The sequence below is a fragment of the Bradyrhizobium sp. KBS0727 genome (assembly GCF_005937885.2).
Taxonomy (GTDB): Bacteria; Pseudomonadota; Alphaproteobacteria; order Rhizobiales; family Xanthobacteraceae; genus Bradyrhizobium.
In genome coordinates this window covers 3,564,945-3,582,165 of sequence record NZ_CP042176.1, presented here as the reverse complement: position 1 = coordinate 3,582,165, position 17,221 = coordinate 3,564,945, and the positions used below count along the sequence as shown (strand labels likewise).

Below are 17,221 nucleotides of genomic sequence, written 5' to 3'. Positions count from 1 at the left end.
GCGATCAATACGCGCTCAGCAGATCGACCTTGGCATTGGCGAGGATCAGCCGCCGCGCCAGCAGCGTGGACAGATTGCGCATGATCTTCATCGCGATCTGCGGGTGGAGCTGGCGATAATCGGCAAAGCTGTCGAGCGGAAGTTCGAGGCATTTCACCGGCGTATCGGCCCAGACATCGGCGCTGCGCTTCTGCTCGATGATCGCCATCTCGCCGAATTCCATGCCGGGCCCGAGCGACGCCAACCGCACCCCGCTCGGCAATTTCACGCTCACCATGCCGCTTTGCAGGAAAAACAGCGAATTGGCGGGCTCGCCGGCGTGGACAATGCGCTGACCGGCCTCATAACGTCGCGTGGTCGATAGCTCCGCCAAAGCGGCGATTTCGTCGGGCGCCAGATCCGCCAGCAGCGCCTGTTCGCCGAGATGGCTGGTTTCCTTCGACAACATGAAGCCGCCATAGCGGTAGATGACCTGATCCTCGGCCCACTCGATGGCTTCGTCGAGCAGCGCGAAACGCCGCAGCCAGCGTGGGTCGGCAACGCGCGTCGAGATCGCCTGCCACACCGCCGATGTCGGCTCGAAACCGGTCAGGATCGCGGTGACCCCGCTCTGGCCGAGAATAGTGAGGTTCTCGCCGAGCAGTTGCGCACCCGCGGCCGTCACATCGGGCACCCGGCGAAAATCCAGGATCAGGAGCGGCGCGTTCGGCGGCTCGCCGGCCAGCCGCCGCGCCACATAGTCGACTGCCGCGAAATTCAGTGCGCCGACCAGCTCGACCACCCTGATGTCGCTGTGACGCTCGTCGAGGATCTGCTGTTCGTGCGGCTGACGGCTGCGGCGCGATGAAATGCCGTAGATGTCGTAATCGGCGATGATGCAGGTGCGGACGTCGGCGCTGCGATTGAGCATATGCAGATCGAAGCGCGACGACAGCGCCTCGCAGACTTTCAGCCCGCGCACGCTGTTGCCGTGGCTATCGAGGTTCGGCGAGAAGGTGCCGAGCCCCATCTGCGATGGCAGCGCTGCGACGATGCCGCCGCCGACGCCGCTCTTGGCGGGAATGCCGACGCGATAGATCCATTCGCCGGCGTAATCATACATGCCCGAACTGGTCATGACGGAAAGCGTGCGGGCAACGATGTGCGGCGTGATCACCTGCACCCCGGTCACCGGATTGACGCCACGATTGGCCAGCGTCGCCGCCATCACGGCGAGATCGCGCGCGGTGACGAGGATGGCGCATTGGCGGAAATACGTATCCAGCACCGCGTCGACATCGTCCCGCACCACGAGATAGTTGCGCAGCAACCAGGCGATGGCGCGATTGCGGTTGCCGGTCAGCGCTTCGGAGGCATGCACGGCATCGTCGACGCCGAGCTCGCGCCCGGCAAACTGGCTGAGCTTTTCGCGGATCCGCTCGAACGCCAACGCGCCATAGGCCTGATGGATCAACCCGGAACAGGCGATCGCGCCGGCATTGACCATCGGATTGAACGGCCGGTTGTCGTTGGTGAGCCGGATCGAATTGAACGCCTCACCGCTTGGCTCGACGCCGATCGCCGCCGACACCCGTTCCTCGCCGACCGCCTCCAGCGCCAGCGCAAACACGAAGGCCTTGGAGACCGACTGGATGGTGAACGGCGCCGCGCTGTCGCCGACCTCATAGACGTGGCCGTCGATGGTGACGAGCGCGACACCAAAATGCGCGGGGTTGGCGCGCTGTAGCTCGGGGATGTAGTCGGCGACCGCGCCCGAATTGTCCGATTTGAATTCCTCGTAGCAACCGGCCAGGAATCGCTGGAGCGGAGACTGGTTGGCATAGCCGGCATTTCTGGCGTTGATGTTGCCCCTGGCGGGGCGTGTAACTTGGGCGTCCACGTGCTCACCTTAAATGTCAGAAAACAAAGCAATCTCTGTGCCATGGACGGTATTCGCATCCTGCCCGCATCCCTCAGCCATGCGTCATCCTGACGCTAGCGCGCCATTTTCTGACAAAAGGCATCCAAACTGCGCCATGGTCACGGGGCCGGGGAAACCAGCGCTGCTAAGACGCAGCACTCGACCCGTGAGCGCTTCAATGCAAAAGGAATCGACGCCGCTGTGGGTATGGCTCTCGGTCGCGCTGCTGGCGATCGGCGCGGTTACCTACGCCACCACGGTCTATTTGCTCGAATACATCCTGACGCTGTTTTCATAACCGCAAAATACGCGCGAAGCGGGCAAACGTTCAGCTAGGGCTCGACGTCGGGTCGGGCGGCCGCATCCGTCGGCCGCGTCTGTCGCAGCAGCCGCGCGCAGACAAAGCCGAGCGCGATGATGACGGCGGCAGCGGCCAGCAAGGTCGGGGTCTTGCCGGCATGCAGAATGCCGAAGCCGTAGGCGATCGGCCCGATGGTCTGGCCCATGAAGAAGAAAAACGAATGCAACGACAGCGCGGTCGCGCGCGCCTCCACCGACAGCTCGCTGGCAAACACCTGCAGGCAGCCGTGGATCATGTAGAAGCCCCAGCCCATGAAGATCAGGCTCACGGTTTGCAGCTTCCATCCAGGCCCCATCGCGACCACGATGAGCTGCAGCCCGACCAGGGCCGCGCCCGCGATCATCATGCCGTTGACGCCGATTTTCGGGAGGAACCGCGAAACAGTCAGGGTGTAGACCAGTCCGCCGACGGCAAAGCCCGCGATCACGATACCGGCGATCGACAGCGAGGTTTCGCCGAGCTCGAACAGGAACGATGCGATGTAGGGAAACAGGCCGAGCACGCAGCAGCCCTCGATGAACACCGCCGCATAACAAAAGGCATTGGGATTGGCGAATATCGTGCGGTAGCCGTGCCGGAGCGCCGCAAGGTTCGTCCTGGGCGGCTTCGTCAGTTCAGCCCCTCGAAAGCCCATGAGAACCGCGACCGAGGCGACAATGACCAAGAGGCCAAGCAGGGCCAGCACGCCGCGCCAACCCAAGAAGTCACCGATCAGACCCGAGACCGTTGCCCCCAGCAGGTTGCCGGTCATCGACCCCATCAGCGTGCGGCCGATCGCGATCTGCCGTTTCTCCGGGCCGACCAGATCGCTGGTGAGACTGAGCGCCACCGGAAATACGCCGCCGGAGCCGATCCCGGCGAGAATCCGCGAGGCGAACAGCAGCCAGAACGACGTCGACATCGCGCCGAGGATGTTGGCAACGCCCAGCAGCATCAGGCACACCACCATCAGCCGCGCCTTGCCGAACAGATCGGCCGCCGCGCCCAGCACCGGCTGGATGATCGCAAAGGTGAAGGCGAAGACGGAAGCGAAAGCGGCGGCGGTCGCAATGCTCACGCCGAAATCGTCGGCGACATGCGGCAGCACCGGATCGAGTGCGCGCGCCGACAGGCTGGCCGCAAACGTCGCCAGCGTAATGATGTTCAACGCTGGCGGCAGGCGGCTGGACGCGGTCACCGCAATATCCGTGTCATCGACCGGTCGTTCCCTTGGCGAGCGCGTCGAACCCCATCAGGGTTTTGATCAGCGCCTCGAACTCCCGCAGCGGCACCATGTTGGGTCCGTCCGACGGCGCGCGATCAGGATCGGGATGGGTTTCGATGAAGACGCCGGCGACGCCGACCGCAACCGCCGCGCGCGCCAGCACCGGCACGAATTCACGCTCGCCGCCGGATGAGGCGCCCTTCCCGCCCGGCTGTTGCACCGAATGGGTGGCGTCGAAAATGACCGGCGCGCCGGTGGTGCGCGCCATGATCGGCAGCGCCCGCATATCCGACACCAGTGTGTTGTAGCCAAAGGACGCGCCTCGTTCGGTCACCAGCACGTTCGGATTGCCGCCGCCGGTAATTTTGCCGACGACATTCGCCATGTCCCACGGCGCCAGAAATTGCCCCTTCTTGACGTTGACGACCTTGCCGGTCGCAGCCGCCGCCAACAGCAGATCGGTCTGCCGGCACAGGAAGGCGGGGATCTGCAGCACATCCACGGCCTGTGCCACCTCGGCGCATTGCGTGGCCTCGTGCACGTCGGTGAGGACAGGCAATCCGAGCGAGGAGCGTATCTCGGCAAAGATCGGCAGCGCCTGGGCGAGCCCGATACCGCGCGCGGCCGTGCCGCTGGTGCGGTTGGCCTTGTCGAACGAGGTTTTATAGACAAGGCCGATTCCGAGCCGTGTCGCGATCTCTTTCAGCGCGCCAGCCACTTCCAGCGCATGCGCGCGGCTCTCGAGCTGGCATGGTCCGGCAATGATTGAAATCGGCAGATCGTTACCGAATTTGACCGGGCCAACGGTCACGACCGGAGCTGCTTTGAGGTTTGCGTTCAAGGGATTTTCCTTCGTTCGGCGCGGACCATGCCGGTCCGCGCAATCAGGATCAACCCCGGAAAGCCCCCGAATATCAGGGTTGCGCCACCAGTTACTTCACTGACGAGAACGCGGTCGGCACCAGCAACTGGTTGACGATATTGCCGACGATCTGGCCGTCTTCCTCGGTCTTGGCGCGCGCAGTGATCCAATCCGGATCGCTCTGGAACGCGGTCCATTTCTTTTCACGGTCGGCCAGCGATTCCCAGGCCAGCAGATAGGTCAGTTCCTGATGGGATTCGCCGACCAGCGTGGTGAAGAACCCGGCCTGCTTGATGCCGTGCTTTTCCCACAGCTTCAGCGTGGTGTTTTCGAAACGCTTGAGCAGCGCCGGCAGACGGCCCGGCAGGCAACGATAGACGCGCATCTCGTAGATCATCGAACGCACTCCCTTGATTTATTGTTCTTGCAGGTCACGGGAGCGGTTTGTCGCAACAATCGGCGCGTTCGTCAAAGACAACCGGTGGTGGGGATCAAACCAGCCGCGACTGCACCACCGCCGCCTGAATGAACGACGCGAACAGCGGATGCGGTTCAAAAGGCCGCGACTTCAATTCGGGATGGAATTGGACGCCGATGAACCAGGGATGGTCCTCGTATTCGACGATCTCCGGCAGCACGCCGTCGGGCGACAGCCCCGAGAAGCGCAGGCCGTGCTGTTCGAGCCGGTCCTTGTAGGCGGTGTTGACTTCGTAGCGGTGACGATGACGTTCCGAAATCTCGGTGGCGCCGCCATAGACTTCCGACACCCGGCTGCCGCGGTTCAGCGCCGCAGGATAGGCACCGAGCCGCATGGTGCCGCCGAGGTCGCCGGCCTTCGAGCGCTTCTCAAGCTCGTTGCCGCGCAGCCATTCCGTCATCAGGCCGACCAGAGGCTCTTTGGTCGGGCCGAACTCGGTGGAGTTGGCATCCTCGATGCCGACCAGATTACGCGCGGCTTCGATCACCGCCATCTGCATGCCGAAGCAAATGCCGAAATACGGCACGTTGCGCTCGCGGGCGAACTGTGCCGCGCGGATCTTGCCCTCGGCGCCGCGCTGGCCGAAGCCGCCGGGCACCAGGATGCCGTTGACATGTTCGAGGAACGGCGCCGGATCCTCGTGCTCGAACACCTCGCTCTCGATCCAGTCGAGGTTGACCTTGACCTTGTTGGCGATGCCGCCATGCGACAGCGCCTCGATCAGCGATTTGTAGGCATCCTTCATGCCGGTGTACTTGCCGACGATGGCGATGGTCACGGCGCCTTCGGGGTTGCGCACGCGTTCGTTGATGACGTTCCAGCTCTGCAGCGCCGGCGGAATCTTCGGCGCGATGCCGAACGCGGCCAGCACCTCGTCGTCGAGCCCGGCGGCGTGATAGGCCTCGGGCACGGCGTAGATGTTGTCGACATCCCTCGCCTCGATGACAGCACTTTCGCGCACGTTGCAGAACAGGCCGAGCTTGCGCCGTTCTTCCTTGGGAATTTCGCGGTCGGTGCGGCACAGCAGGATGTCCGGCTGGATGCCGATCGAGCGCAGCTCCTTGACCGAATGTTGCGTCGGCTTGGTCTTCAACTCGCCCGCGCTCGGGATGAACGGCAGCAGCGTCAGATGAATGTAGACGGCGTGCTCGCGCGGCAGCTCGTTCTTGAGTTGGCGGATCGCCTCGAAGAACGGCAGGCCCTCGATGTCGCCGACGGTGCCGCCGATTTCGACCAGCACGAAATCGTATTCTTCGTTGCCCGAAAGCACGAATTCCTTGATCGCGTTGGTGACGTGCGGCACCACCTGGATGGTCGCGCCGAGATAATCGCCGCGGCGCTCCTTGGTGATGATGTCCTGATAGATGCGCCCGGTGGTGATGTTGTCGGCCTTGGTAGCCGGACGCCCGGTGAAGCGCTCGTAATGGCCGAGATCGAGATCGGTCTCGGCGCCGTCATCGGTCACGAACACTTCGCCGTGCTGATACGGCGACATCGTTCCGGGATCGAGGTTGAGATAGGGGTCGAGCTTACGGAGACGGACCTTGTACCCGCGGGACTGCAGCAGGGCACCGAGTGCCGCTGAAGCCAGACCCTTTCCGAGCGAAGAAACCACGCCGCCGGTGATGAATATGTACCGCGCCATGGGACTCAACCTTTAAGGCCACTGCCCCGATTCGCCAAAACGAATCGCATACCAAGGCAAACATTCTGCCGGGCTGTGGGTGACGTGAAATTTAAAGCGATATCAGAGCATTGATGGGAAGTGCTGATGCGGGACGGTAGACGCCGCCCTGCATAGCCACCCTGCTTTATTGCGAACGCGGCGCCTGCGGGCCCGACGGTGCCGGCGGCTGGCCCGGCTGTTCGTCCGCCTTCTTCAGCGAATCCAGAAGGCCGCCAGAGGTCGGCGGGGTGATCGGTGAAGCGCCGCCGGGCTGCGATTGCGTCGCCGGCGCGGTACCGAGAATCGAGCTTGGCTTGCGATCGGCGCCGGCGATCCAGGCGAGAGCCATGCTGGTGAGAAAGAAGAGGCCCGCCAGAATAGCGGTCGTGCGCGACAACAGGTTCGCGGTGCCGCGACTCGACATGAAGCCGGCGCCGCCACCCATGCCGAGGCCGCCGCCTTCCGACTTCTGCAGCAGCACCGCGCCGATCAGCACGGAAACGATCATGAGGTGAACGACAATAATGACGGTCTGCATCTCTAACCTTCCGTCACAAGCCGACAGCGCCGGGCTTCGGCTGCTTGAGGGGCTTGCGGGTTTTCCTGAAGTTGCGCGGTGTTACACGATCGGCAGGGGCATTGTCACCCCCAACCGCTGCGCGGGAGATAATTGCCGCAGCCTTTGGGGACAAGGAATTCGGCCCCGCCCGATCCGTTCAATTCAGGCTTGAGGCAGCTCGAATTTCTCCTATAATAGACATATGGATACTATTATAGACGATCTAAGCAACCGCCTCGCCCACCGGCTGCGGCTTGAGCGCGACAGCCGCGGCTGGTCGCTGGCGGATCTCGCCGAGCGCTCCGGCGTCTCGAAGGCCACCATCAGCAAGATCGAGCGCGCCGAGGTCAGCCCGACCGCCGTCGTGCTGGTGCGGCTGGCGAGCGCCTTCGACCTGACGCTCGCGGGCCTGATGCTGCGCGCCGAGGGCCAGGGCGACCGCATTTCCCGGGCCGCCGACCAACAAGTGTGGCGCGATCCCGAGACCGGTTACCTGCGCCGGCAGGTGTTCAGCCGTCCCGACAACCCGATCGAGATCGTCAGGGTCGAAATGCCGGCGCGACAACAGGTGACGCTGCCGGCCTCGTCCTACGCCCACATCCGCCAAACCCTCTGGGTGCTGTCGGGCGCGCTGGTCATCACCGAAGCTGGCGAGCGCCATGAGCTGAGCGCCGGCGATTGCCTCGGCTTTGGGCCGCCCGCAGAAACCACCTTTGCCAATGAGAGCGCGGCACCCTGCGTCTACGTCGTTGCGCTGGCACGGAGCTGAGATGATGCCGCCGATCAGGATTGCACCCCTCACTGCTTCGCCGGACACGATTGCGGCATTGAGCGAAATGCTGGTGGAGACGGTCGCCCATGGCGGTTCGGTCAGCTTCATGCACCCGATGCCGGCGCCAGCAGCGAATGCGTTCTGGCAGGACTCACTCGGCGCGGCGGCCCGCGGCGAGCGGATCGTCCTCGGCGCCTTCGACGGCGAGAGCCTGATCGGAACCGTCACGCTGTTGCTGAATTTGCCGCCGAACCAGCCGCATCGCGCCGAGATCGCCAAGATGATGACGCGGCTCAGTCACCGCCATCGCGGCATAGCGACGGCCTTGCTGCGCGAAGCCGAGCGCATCGCGCTCGAACATGGACGCTGGCTGCTGGTGCTCGACACCGCCGAGGATGAAGGCGCGGCCGGATTGTACGAGCGGTTGGGGTTCCGGTTGACCGGCGTGATCCCCGACTACGCGCTGAAACCGCACGGCGGCCTCACGGGGACGCTGATCTACTGGAAGCGGTTGCAGGAGCGAGAGACGGCCTGAACTAGCACGCCGCCGCGATCGCCAGGAAATCCGAAGCCTTCAGGCTGGCGCCGCCGACCAGGGCGCCGTTGACGTTGGCCACCGCCATCAGCTCCGCGGCGTTCGAGGGCTTGACCGAGCCGCCATAGAGAATGCGGACCTTGCCGCCTTCCGCCTTAAATCGATCGGTGAGCACCTGCCGGATAAACCGATGAACTTGCTCGACATCTCCGGTCGTCGGCGTCAGTCCGGTCCCGATCGCCCAGACCGGCTCATAGGCCACCACCAGATTGGCCGAGGTCGCACCATCAGGTAGCGATCCCGCAAGCTGGCCGCCGCAGATGTCCAATGTCTGGCCGGCATCGCGCTGCTTTTGGGTCTCGCCGATGCAGACGATGGCGGTCAACCCGGCGCGCCAGGTGGCTTCGGCCTTCTGGCGCACCAGCGCATCGGTTTCGCCGTGGTCGGCGCGCCGCTCGGAATGGCCGACGATGATCGCGCTGGCGCCGGCATCGGCCAGCATTTCCGCCGAGAGATCGCCGGTATGGGCGCCGGAGGCTTTCGGGTGGCAATCCTGCGCGCCAACGGCGAGTTTGGAGCCCCTTGCTTTGTCGGCGAAGCCTGCGATCAGCGTCGCCGGCGGGCAGACCAGCAAATCGGCCTTGGCGGCCAGGGCGGCGGCGCCGGCGATCATGGCATCGAATTCGGCAAAAGCCGATTTCAGGCCGTTCATTTTCCAGTTGCCCGCGATCAGCGGCCGGATGGCGTCGGTCATGTCAAAATTCTCGCAATGTCAGCGTTAGAGATGCGCTAGCAGAGGCTTGCGGCCAGTTCCAGATGCAGCCAAGAGCCATCCCCTTGCGATCCCCGGCCGTTAACCGCTTCAATTGGCCCGCCCCGGTCGGGTTGCGACCGGGACGTTGCCACTTTATGATGCTTTATCAACTCGGTGACGCCCTTCTCGGTATCCGTTCGAGGATCTGGCCAAGGCGCGACCCGGTTCCCTCATAATCAGACAAGTTGGACCCATGCTTCGAGGAATACGCAAGGCCTCATCAAATTGGCTCGGCAAGGCGATCATGAGCGTCGTCATGGGCGTTTTGATCGTCAGTTTCGGAGTCTGGGGTATCGCCGACATCTTCAAGGGGTTCGGACAGTCCTCGCTGGCCAAGATCGGCAAGACCGAGATTTCGACCGAGCAGTTCCGCCAGATCTACACCGACAGGCTGCAGCAGCTTGGCCGCAGTTTCGGCCGTCCCCTGACCATGGACCAGGCCCGCGCCTTTGGGCTTGACCGCCAGGTGTTGCAGCAGACCATCGCCGAGGCCGCGCTCGACGAGGAAGCCCGGCGCATGGGGCTCGGCCAGTCCGAGGCCGAAACCATGCGAACGATCTACTCCGACCCCAATTTCAAGGGACTGGGCGGCACGTTCGAGCCCGCGCGCTTCCAGGCCGCGATCCGGCAGTTCGGCTACACCGAGCAGCGCTATCTCGCTGAACAGCGGCGCGTCGGGCTGCGGCGCCAGATCGCGGGCACCATTTCGGCAGGCCTGGAGCCGCCGAAGCTGATGGTGGACGCACTGACCCGCTTCCAGAACGAGCAGCGCTCGATCGACTATCTCAAGCTCGACGCCGCGCAGGCCGGCACCATCGAGACGCCCTCGCCCGAGACGCTCGCCGCCTATTTCGAGGACCACAAGACCCAGTTCCGCGCGCCCGAATATCGCAAGCTGGCCTTTGTCGTGATCAACCCCGAAGAGATCGGCAAATGGTCTGACGTCTCCGACGAGGATGCGAAAAAGGTCTTCGAGCAGCGCCGCGACAAGATCGGCACGCCGGAGAAGCGCGAAGTGACGCAGATCGTGTTTCCCAATGCCGAGGAAGCGCTGTCGGCGCGCAGCCGCGTCACCGGCGGACTGTCGTTCGACGACCTCGCCAAGGAGCGCAACCTCAATCTGTCCGACGTCGACCTCGGCCTGATCACGAAATCCGCGATCATCGATCCCGCCATCGCGGACGCGGCGTTCGCGCTGCCGTCCGGCGAGATCAGCCAGCCCGTGAAAGGCCAGTTCGGTGTGGCGCTGGTCAAGATCGGCAAGATCGAACCGGGCGTCACGCCCACCTATGAGAGCATGGCGGGCCAGGTGAAGAAGGAGCTCGCGACCGAGCGCGCGCGCGCCAAGGTCGCCGAAATCCAGAACAAGATGGAAGACGAGCGCAGCGGCGGCTCCAATGTGGTGGAAGCCGCGCAGAAGCTCGGTCTGACCGCCGTGACGATCGACGCCGTCGATCGCTCGGGCCGTCTGCCGAGCGGGCAGCCCGTGGCCAACATCCCGCAGGGTCTCGACCTGGTCTCGCAGGCCTTCAACAGCGACGTCGGCGTCGACAACGACCCGATCCAGTTCCGCGGCGGCTATGTCTGGTTCGACGTGCTCGGCGTCACGCCCTCGCGCGAGCGAAACCTCGACGAGGTCAAGGACCAGGTCGAGGCGAAATGGCGCGAAGACCAGATCTCGGACAGGCTACGGGCCAAAGCGACCGAGATGGTGCAAAAGCTCGAGCAAGGCGCCACACTCGCCGCGGAAGCCAGCGCGATCGGAACCAAGGTCGAGACCGTCAAGGATTTCCGCCGCGACGCCTCGCCGGCAGGCGTGCCCTCCTCGGTCGTCACCGCCGCCTTCCGCACGCCCAAGGACGGCGTCGGGCAGACCCCGGACGCCGGCGGCAGCGCCTGGATCGTGTTCCGCGTCACCGATGTCAGCGTGCCGCAGATCGATGCGGCATCCGACGAGATGAAGAAGCTCAAGGACACGTTGCAGCGCGGACTGACCGACGAACAGGTCGCGCAATACGTGACCAAGATCGAATCCGAGATCGGTACGTCAATCAATCAGGCCGCCTTCGCGCAGGTGACGGGCGCCAACAACTGAGCCTAATCCGAACGCAAGCGCGATCCTGAAAGCACGAGATGGACGACCTCAAATCTATTATCGGAAAAGTCGCCACCGGCGCGACGCTGTCGCGTGACGAAGCGGCATCCGCCTTCGACAGCATGATGTCCGGCGAGGCGACGCCCTCGCAGATGGGCGGGTTGCTGATGGCGCTCAGGGTGCGCGGCGAAACCGTCGACGAGATCACCGGCGCGGTATCGGCGATGCGCAGCAAGATGCTGCGGGTCACGGCGCCCGCCAACGCCGTCGACGTGGTCGGCACCGGCGGCGACGGCTCCGGCTCGGTCAACGTCTCGACCTGCGCTTCCTTCATCGTCGCGGGCGCGGGCGTGCCGGTCGCCAAGCACGGCAACCGCGCGCTGTCGTCGCGCTCGGGCGCCGCCGATGTGCTGGCTTCGCTCGGTGTCAAGCTCGACCTGACGCCGGAGCAGGTCGGCCGCTGCGTCCAGGAGGCCGGCATCGGTTTCATGTTCGCGCCCACGCATCATCCCGCCATGAAGAACGTGGGCCCGACCCGGGTCGAACTCGCCACCCGCACCATCTTCAACCTGCTCGGGCCGCTCTCCAATCCGGCTGGCGTCAAACGGCAGATGGTCGGCGTGTTCTCCCGGCACTGGGTGCAGCCGCTGGCGCAGGTGCTGAAGAACCTCGGCTCCGAATCCGCCTGGGTGGTGCACGGCTCCGACGGGCTGGACGAGATCACCCTCACCGGCCCGAGTTTCGTGGCGAGCCTTGAGAACGGCAACATCCGCACCTTCGAGGTGACGCCGGAGGACGCTGGCCTTGCCCGCGCCGGTGGCGACGGCCTCAAGGGCGGCGACGCCGATGCCAACGCGGTGGCGCTGCAAAGCGTGCTCGACGGCAAGCCGAGCGCCTATCGCGACGTCGCCCTCTTGAACGCAGCAGCCGCGCTGATCGTCGCCGGCCGCGCCAAGGATCTGAAGGAAGGCGTGGCGCTCGGCACTACGTCGCTCGACAGCGGTACCGCGGCGGCACGGCTCAAACACCTGATCGCGGTTTCCAACGGCTGACCGCGGGAGCGCCTGACATGTCCGACATCCTGACCAAGATCGAGACGTACAAGCGCGAGGAAATCGCCGCCGCCAAGCGGGCGCATCCGCCGGCCGAGGTCGAGGCGCGCGCCAAGACCGCCTCGCCGCCGCGCGGTTTCGTGCGCGCGATCCGCGAGAAGCTTGCGCGCGGCGACTATGCGCTGATCGCGGAAGTGAAGAAGGCCTCGCCCTCGAAGGGACTGATCCGCGCCGATTTCGATCCGCCGGTGCTCGCCCGGGCTTACGAGGCCGGCGGCGCGGCCTGCCTGTCGGTGCTGACTGACACGCCTTCGTTCCAGGGCCATCTCGATTTCATGGTGGCGGCACGCGCGGCGACCCATCTGCCGGTGCTGCGCAAGGATTTCGTGTTCGACACCTATCAGGTGGTGGAGGCCCGCGCCCATGGCGCCGACTGCATCCTGATCATCATGGCAGCACTCGACGATACCGCGGCAAAGGATATCGAGGACGCGACGATTGCGCTCGGCATGGACGTGCTGATCGAAATCCACGACCGCGCCGAACTCGATCGCGCCCTGAAACTTCGGTCGCCGATGATCGGCGTCAACAACCGCAATCTGCGCACTTTCGAGACCACGCTGTCGACCAGCGAGGCGCTGGCGCCGTTGATCCCGAAAGACCGGCTGATGGTCGGCGAGAGCGGTATCTTTGCCCCGGCCGACCTCGCGCGACTGGAACGCGTGGGGATGTCGACCTTCCTGGTCGGCGAAAGCCTGATGCGGCAGGCCGACGTGACGGCGGCAACCCGTGCGCTGCTGGCCCGCACCGACACGCCCCGCGCCACCGGAACCCGCTAGAAGATGGCCCGCAAGACTTACAGAGACAAGACTTCCAGAGGCAAGACTTCCAAAGGTAAGCCTTCCAAAGCCGGCGCCGCCCTCACCCATATCGACGCCGCGGGCGAAGCGCGCATGGTCGACGTGTCGGCCAAGCCGGCGACCGAACGCGTCGCGGTCGCCGAAGGCTGTGTCGTCATGCACAAGGCGACGCTGGAGCTGATCGTGTCCGGCAATGCCAAGAAGGGCGACGTGCTGGGCACCGCGCGCATTGCCGGCATCATGGCGGCGAAGCGCACCTCGGATCTGATCCCGCTGTGCCATCCGCTGGCGCTGTCGAAGGTAACGCTCGACATCACCCCCGACAACAAGCTTCCCGGCTGCATCATCCGCGCCACCGTGAAGGTCACCGGGCCTACCGGCGTCGAGATGGAGGCGCTGACGGCAGTGTCGGTGGCCTGTCTCACGATCTATGACATGATCAAGGCGGTCGAACGCGGCGTCCGCATCGAGGGCATTCACCTCGTCGAGAAGCAGGGCGGTAAGTCCGGACATTATCGTTCCGGGGACTGAGCAAGGGGACGCTGCGGCGGTAACGCCAGTGTGACCAGCGCAGCGAGGAATGCCGCATGCGCCGGCGGGGTTGTTTCCTGTGGGACCTTCACGAGGAGGAATCCAATGCCGACTTGCAGGCTTCTCAGCGCCGTCGCTGCGCTCGCCATGATCACCGGACCGGCAATGGCACAGCAGGTGATTGCCGAACCCGGTTACTGCGCATTTTTTTATCCGAACGCCAATTGCCAGAACAAGGGACCGGGCAATCCCTACACCGACAGCAACTATCAGCGAAGCGTTAACGCGGGCGCCACAGTTCCCGGCCAAACGATGGGCGTCGCAAGGAAGCGATCGCACACGTCGGCGACACGCATGCAGTGACGGCCCGCAGCGTTGCGCATTCCGGCCAACCCGGCGCCATCGACCGGCTGACGGGAAGCGGCAACTTCTGCAGTTGCGAAGGTCGCGGCCGCAACCGGGATAACGCTTCGTTAACCAGACTTACTAACGTCAACTCCATCTCGCCGCGTTACTGAGATGATGGGCCGGACGCTGAGAGAACTCTGCTTCCGGAGTTCTCTCCAGACAGCGACCCTTTCGATGGATTCGACCGGCATTAGTTCCCTCAACACTGCTCCAGGCTTCCGCGGTGGCCCGATCCGCTGGCTGATCCTTGGCGGCATATTGCTGATATCAGCGATTGCGATCGGCGCTACGCTGATGGCAGGCAATTTCCGCGAACGTGCGCTGCGCAACAGCGAGCGCGAACTGGAAAATACCGTGCTGTTGCTGGCCCGCCATTTCGACCAGCAGCTCGGGGATTTCGAGGTCGTCCAGAAGGACCTCATCAGCTTCATGCGGTCCAACGGCATCGCCACCGCAGAGAATTTCAAGCGCCGGATGTCGAGCCAGGAAATTCACCTGATGCTCAAGTCCAAGATGGATGCGCTGTCCTATGTCGGCGGCGTCAACGTCTTCGACGCCGACGGCAGACTGATCAACGCCTCGGCCGCCTGGCCGGTGCCCGCGGTCAGCGTCGGCGACCGCTCCTACTTCAAGACCTTCAAGTCCGATCCGCAATCGCCGGCCATGCTGATCGAGCCGGTCTACAGCCGCATCACCGGCGTCTGGACCACGGTGATCGCCCGCAAGGTCACCGGCCCCAACGGCGAGTTCCTCGGCGTCGTCGGGCGCGGCATCGAACCAGTCAATTTCGAGAAATTCTTCGCAACCGTGGCGCTCGGAAGCGGCGCGGCCATATCGATGCACCATCGCGACGGCACGCTGCTCGCCCGCTATCCCCATGTCGACGAGATGATCGGCAAGAACTTCAAGACCGGCGCGGCCAGCCAGCTGCAGGTGTTCAATCTGCCCCACAGCACGTCCCGCCTCACCAGTCCGGTCGACGGCGAGGACCGGCTGATTTCCTCGCGCGCGCTGACGAATTTCCCGATCGTGATCGTCGCGGCGACGACGACCTCCGCGGCGCTAGCGGACTGGCGCGAGCAGATCGCCATCCTGATCGTGGTGGCAGGCCTGTCGGTGCTGGCGATATCGGTGCTGCTGTTTCTAGTGGTGCGCAAGCTTTCGCAGCAACACCTTGCGTCGAAGCAGCGGCTGACGCTGGAGAAGCAGCGGCTTGACACCGCCGTCAACAACATGACCCAGGGCCTGCTGCTGTTCGATTCAACCCAGCGGCTCGTCATCTGCAACCAACGCTATATCGAGATGTACGGCCTGTCGGCCGAGGTCGTAAAACCGGGCTGCAGTTTCCACGACGTCATCGCCCACCGCGCACAGACCGGCTCCTTCGATGGCGACGTCGAGCGTTACGTCCGGCTGGTGCTGCGCGACGTCGCGCATCAGAACGTGATGGTCATCGCCACGCCCGACGGGCGCTCGATCCAGGTCGTCAACGAACCGCTGGCGGACGGCGGCTGGGTGGTGACCCATGAAGACGTCACCGAGCGCCGGCGCGCCGAGGAGCGCATCACCCACCTCGCCCATTACGACGCGCTGACCGATCTGCCGAACCGCGCTTTGTTCCACGAACGGCTCAAGCGCGAACTGCCTCACGCCGCATCCGGCCAGCAACTGGCGGTTCTCTATATCGACATCGACGAATTCAAGAGCGTCAACGACTCGCTCGGGCACATGATCGGCGACGAACTCTTGAAGTCGGTGGCGGTCAGTCTCGGCGGCTGCGTGCGCGAAACCGATTTCGTCGCGAGGCTCGGCGGCGACGAATTCGCCATCGTTCAGACCGGCGTCACGAGCGCCTCCGACGTCACCGAACTCGTCAACCGCATCTTCGAGGCGATCCGCGCGCCCTATGAATGCCTCGGCCATCAGGTGACCACCGACGCCTCGATCGGCATCGCGCTGGCGCCGCAGGACGGATCCGATCTCGACCAGATCCTGAAGAATGCCGATCTGGCGATGTACGCGGCCAAGGCCGCCGGCCGCCGCACCTCCCGGTTCTTCGAACCCGCGATGGAAGCCGAGGTCCGCGCCCGCCGCGTCCTGGAAATCGACCTGCGCCAGGCCATCACGGATGGCGGCTTCGAGGTCTACTACCAGCCCTGTCTCAGCCTGCAGAACAACCGCATTACCGGCTGCGAGGCGCTGCTGCGCTGGCGCCATCCGCAGCGTGGCATGATCTCGCCAGCCGACTTCATCCCGATCGCCGAGGAAACCGGCCTGATCAACCAGCTCGGCGAATGGGTGCTGACCACCGCCTGCACGGAGGCCGCGACCTGGCCCGACCATATCCGGCTCGCGGTCAACGTCTCGCCGGTTCAGTTCAAGAGCGGCACGCTGGCGCTGAAAGTCATTGGCGCACTGGCCGCATCGGGCCTTGCCGCCAGCCGTCTCGAACTCGAAATCACCGAAGCCGTGCTGATCCGCGACGATGACGCCGCGCTTGCCATCCTGCACCAGCTTCGCGACATCGGCGTTAGAATCGCGCTCGACGATTTCGGCACCGGCTACTCCTCGCTGAGCTATCTGCAACGCTTTCCGTTCGACAAGATCAAGATCGACCGTTGCTTCGTTACCGATCTCGCGTCGCCGGAAGGCTCGTCCTCTATCGTCCAGGCGGTGGTCAACATCGCCGCCGATCGCCACATGACGACGACGGCCGAAGGCGTCGAGACCGAGCAGCAGCGCGAATTGCTGCGGGGGCTTGGCTGTTCAGAAATGCAGGGCTACCTGTTCAGCGCGGCGAAGCCCGCGGCCGATATCAGGCCGTTACTGTCCACGCACCGGCAAGGCTCCGACGCGGCGCGCCCGGCCCGGGGCGGCAAACCCAAGCCGATCGCCCGTAGCGCTTGAGAATTGGGACGGAGCGCTGACGCCGGCTACCGTCATTGCGAGCGGAGCGAAGCAATCCATTCTTTCTTTGCGCCGCTAGATGGATTGTTTCGTCGCTTGCGCTCCTCGCAATGACGTGGAGAGTTTGGATTCCAACCGCCAAGGCATACAATTTCCGGCGTCATTCCGGGGCGCGAAGCGAACCCGGAATGACGGTATAAGACGCTCCAGCTTGCCC

The 17,221-nt window shown here is 64.4% G+C and carries 15 protein-coding genes; 8 read left to right on the top strand and 7 right to left on the bottom strand.

The features are described 5' to 3' along the window. Nucleotides 1-4: 4 nt before the first annotated feature. The 6 genes from glsA to secG form a co-directional block, all read right to left on the bottom strand. Complete coding sequence (glsA, locus tag FFI89_RS16520; protein WP_138838289.1) at nucleotides 5-1,879, bottom strand: glutaminase A; 1,875 nt, start codon at nucleotides 1,877-1,879, stop codon at nucleotides 5-7. Nucleotides 1,880-2,232: 353 nt separating this feature from the next. Next, entirely contained in the window at nucleotides 2,233-3,438 is a 1,206-nt protein-coding gene (locus FFI89_RS16515; RefSeq protein WP_168212911.1) for an MFS transporter, read from the bottom strand. Nucleotides 3,439-3,451: 13 nt separating this feature from the next. Further along, nucleotides 3,452-4,306, bottom strand: a complete 855-nt coding sequence (gene kdsA, locus FFI89_RS16510; RefSeq protein WP_138838285.1) for a 3-deoxy-8-phosphooctulonate synthase — start codon at nucleotides 4,304-4,306, stop codon at nucleotides 3,452-3,454. A gap of 91 nt (nucleotides 4,307-4,397) precedes the next feature. Continuing rightward, nucleotides 4,398-4,724, bottom strand: coding sequence for an NIPSNAP family protein (locus FFI89_RS16505; protein WP_138838283.1), 327 nt, complete (start codon nucleotides 4,722-4,724; stop codon nucleotides 4,398-4,400). 94 nt (nucleotides 4,725-4,818) lie between these two features. Beyond that, nucleotides 4,819-6,450, bottom strand: coding sequence for a CTP synthase (locus FFI89_RS16500; protein WP_138838281.1), 1,632 nt, complete (start codon nucleotides 6,448-6,450; stop codon nucleotides 4,819-4,821). Nucleotides 6,451-6,616: 166 nt separating this feature from the next. Next, nucleotides 6,617-7,009, bottom strand: a complete 393-nt coding sequence (gene secG / locus FFI89_RS16495) for a preprotein translocase subunit SecG (RefSeq protein ID WP_138838279.1) — start codon at nucleotides 7,007-7,009, stop codon at nucleotides 6,617-6,619. A 223-nt stretch (nucleotides 7,010-7,232) separates the two neighbouring features. On the opposite strand from secG, the gene FFI89_RS16490 reads away from it, so the two are divergent. Beyond that, nucleotides 7,233-7,799 carry an XRE family transcriptional regulator gene (locus tag FFI89_RS16490; protein ID WP_138838277.1) on the top strand — a complete coding sequence of 189 codons (567 nt, stop codon included), beginning with the start codon at nucleotides 7,233-7,235 and terminating at the stop codon, nucleotides 7,797-7,799. A gap of 4 nt (nucleotides 7,800-7,803) precedes the next feature. Beyond that, on the top strand, nucleotides 7,804-8,337 hold the full coding sequence (locus FFI89_RS16485) for a GNAT family N-acetyltransferase (RefSeq protein WP_138839333.1): 534 nt from the start codon (nucleotides 7,804-7,806) through the stop codon (nucleotides 8,335-8,337). 1 nt (nucleotide 8,338) lies between these two features. On the opposite strand, the gene tpiA is transcribed toward FFI89_RS16485, so the two are convergent. Next, the gene (gene tpiA, locus FFI89_RS16480; protein ID WP_138838275.1) at nucleotides 8,339-9,091 is read right to left on the bottom strand and encodes a triose-phosphate isomerase; all 753 of its coding nucleotides are present in this window, start codon (nucleotides 9,089-9,091) and stop codon (nucleotides 8,339-8,341) included. Nucleotides 9,092-9,344: 253 nt separating this feature from the next. On the opposite strand from tpiA, the gene FFI89_RS16475 reads away from it, so the two are divergent. From FFI89_RS16475 to FFI89_RS16450, 6 genes are all read left to right on the top strand, one after another. Then, on the top strand, nucleotides 9,345-11,246 hold the full coding sequence (locus tag FFI89_RS16475; protein ID WP_168212910.1) for a peptidylprolyl isomerase: 1,902 nt from the start codon (nucleotides 9,345-9,347) through the stop codon (nucleotides 11,244-11,246). A 38-nt stretch (nucleotides 11,247-11,284) separates the two neighbouring features. Then, the gene (gene trpD, locus FFI89_RS16470; protein WP_138838273.1) at nucleotides 11,285-12,298 is read left to right on the top strand and encodes an anthranilate phosphoribosyltransferase; all 1,014 of its coding nucleotides are present in this window, start codon (nucleotides 11,285-11,287) and stop codon (nucleotides 12,296-12,298) included. A gap of 17 nt (nucleotides 12,299-12,315) precedes the next feature. Next, nucleotides 12,316-13,137 carry an indole-3-glycerol phosphate synthase TrpC gene (trpC, locus tag FFI89_RS16465; RefSeq protein WP_138838271.1) on the top strand — a complete coding sequence of 274 codons (822 nt, stop codon included), beginning with the start codon at nucleotides 12,316-12,318 and terminating at the stop codon, nucleotides 13,135-13,137. Between the two features lie 3 nt (nucleotides 13,138-13,140). Beyond that, nucleotides 13,141-13,689 (top strand): cyclic pyranopterin monophosphate synthase MoaC, encoded by a 549-nt coding sequence (gene moaC / locus FFI89_RS16460; protein ID WP_138838269.1) that lies wholly within the window; start codon nucleotides 13,141-13,143, stop codon nucleotides 13,687-13,689. Between the two features lie 105 nt (nucleotides 13,690-13,794). After that, a complete protein-coding gene (locus FFI89_RS16455; protein ID WP_138838267.1) occupies nucleotides 13,795-14,052 on the top strand; it encodes a hypothetical protein in 258 nt (85 codons plus the stop codon). 219 nt (nucleotides 14,053-14,271) lie between these two features. After that, complete coding sequence (locus tag FFI89_RS16450; protein WP_138838265.1) at nucleotides 14,272-17,004, top strand: EAL domain-containing protein; 2,733 nt, start codon at nucleotides 14,272-14,274, stop codon at nucleotides 17,002-17,004. Nucleotides 17,005-17,221 lie beyond the last annotated feature (217 nt).

Coding starts and splice junctions, on each gene's coding strand:
- FFI89_RS16475 (WP_168212910.1), top strand. CDS start 9,345: ATGCTTCGAGGAATACGCAAGGCCTCATCAAATTGGCTCGGCAAGGCG.
- FFI89_RS16485 (WP_138839333.1), top strand. CDS start 7,804: ATGCCGCCGATCAGGATTGCACCCCTCACTGCTTCGCCGGACACGATT.
- FFI89_RS16490 (WP_138838277.1), top strand. CDS start 7,233: ATGGATACTATTATAGACGATCTAAGCAACCGCCTCGCCCACCGGCTG.
- FFI89_RS16450 (WP_138838265.1), top strand. CDS start 14,272: ATGGATTCGACCGGCATTAGTTCCCTCAACACTGCTCCAGGCTTCCGC.
- FFI89_RS16455 (WP_138838267.1), top strand. CDS start 13,795: ATGCCGACTTGCAGGCTTCTCAGCGCCGTCGCTGCGCTCGCCATGATC.
- trpC (WP_138838271.1), top strand. CDS start 12,316: ATGTCCGACATCCTGACCAAGATCGAGACGTACAAGCGCGAGGAAATC.
- FFI89_RS16505 (WP_138838283.1), bottom strand. CDS start 4,724: ATGATCTACGAGATGCGCGTCTATCGTTGCCTGCCGGGCCGTCTGCCG.
- tpiA (WP_138838275.1), bottom strand. CDS start 9,091: ATGACCGACGCCATCCGGCCGCTGATCGCGGGCAACTGGAAAATGAAC.
- secG (WP_138838279.1), bottom strand. CDS start 7,009: ATGCAGACCGTCATTATTGTCGTTCACCTCATGATCGTTTCCGTGCTG.
- moaC (WP_138838269.1), top strand. CDS start 13,141: ATGGCCCGCAAGACTTACAGAGACAAGACTTCCAGAGGCAAGACTTCC.
- FFI89_RS16500 (WP_138838281.1), bottom strand. CDS start 6,450: ATGGCGCGGTACATATTCATCACCGGCGGCGTGGTTTCTTCGCTCGGA.
- trpD (WP_138838273.1), top strand. CDS start 11,285: ATGGACGACCTCAAATCTATTATCGGAAAAGTCGCCACCGGCGCGACG.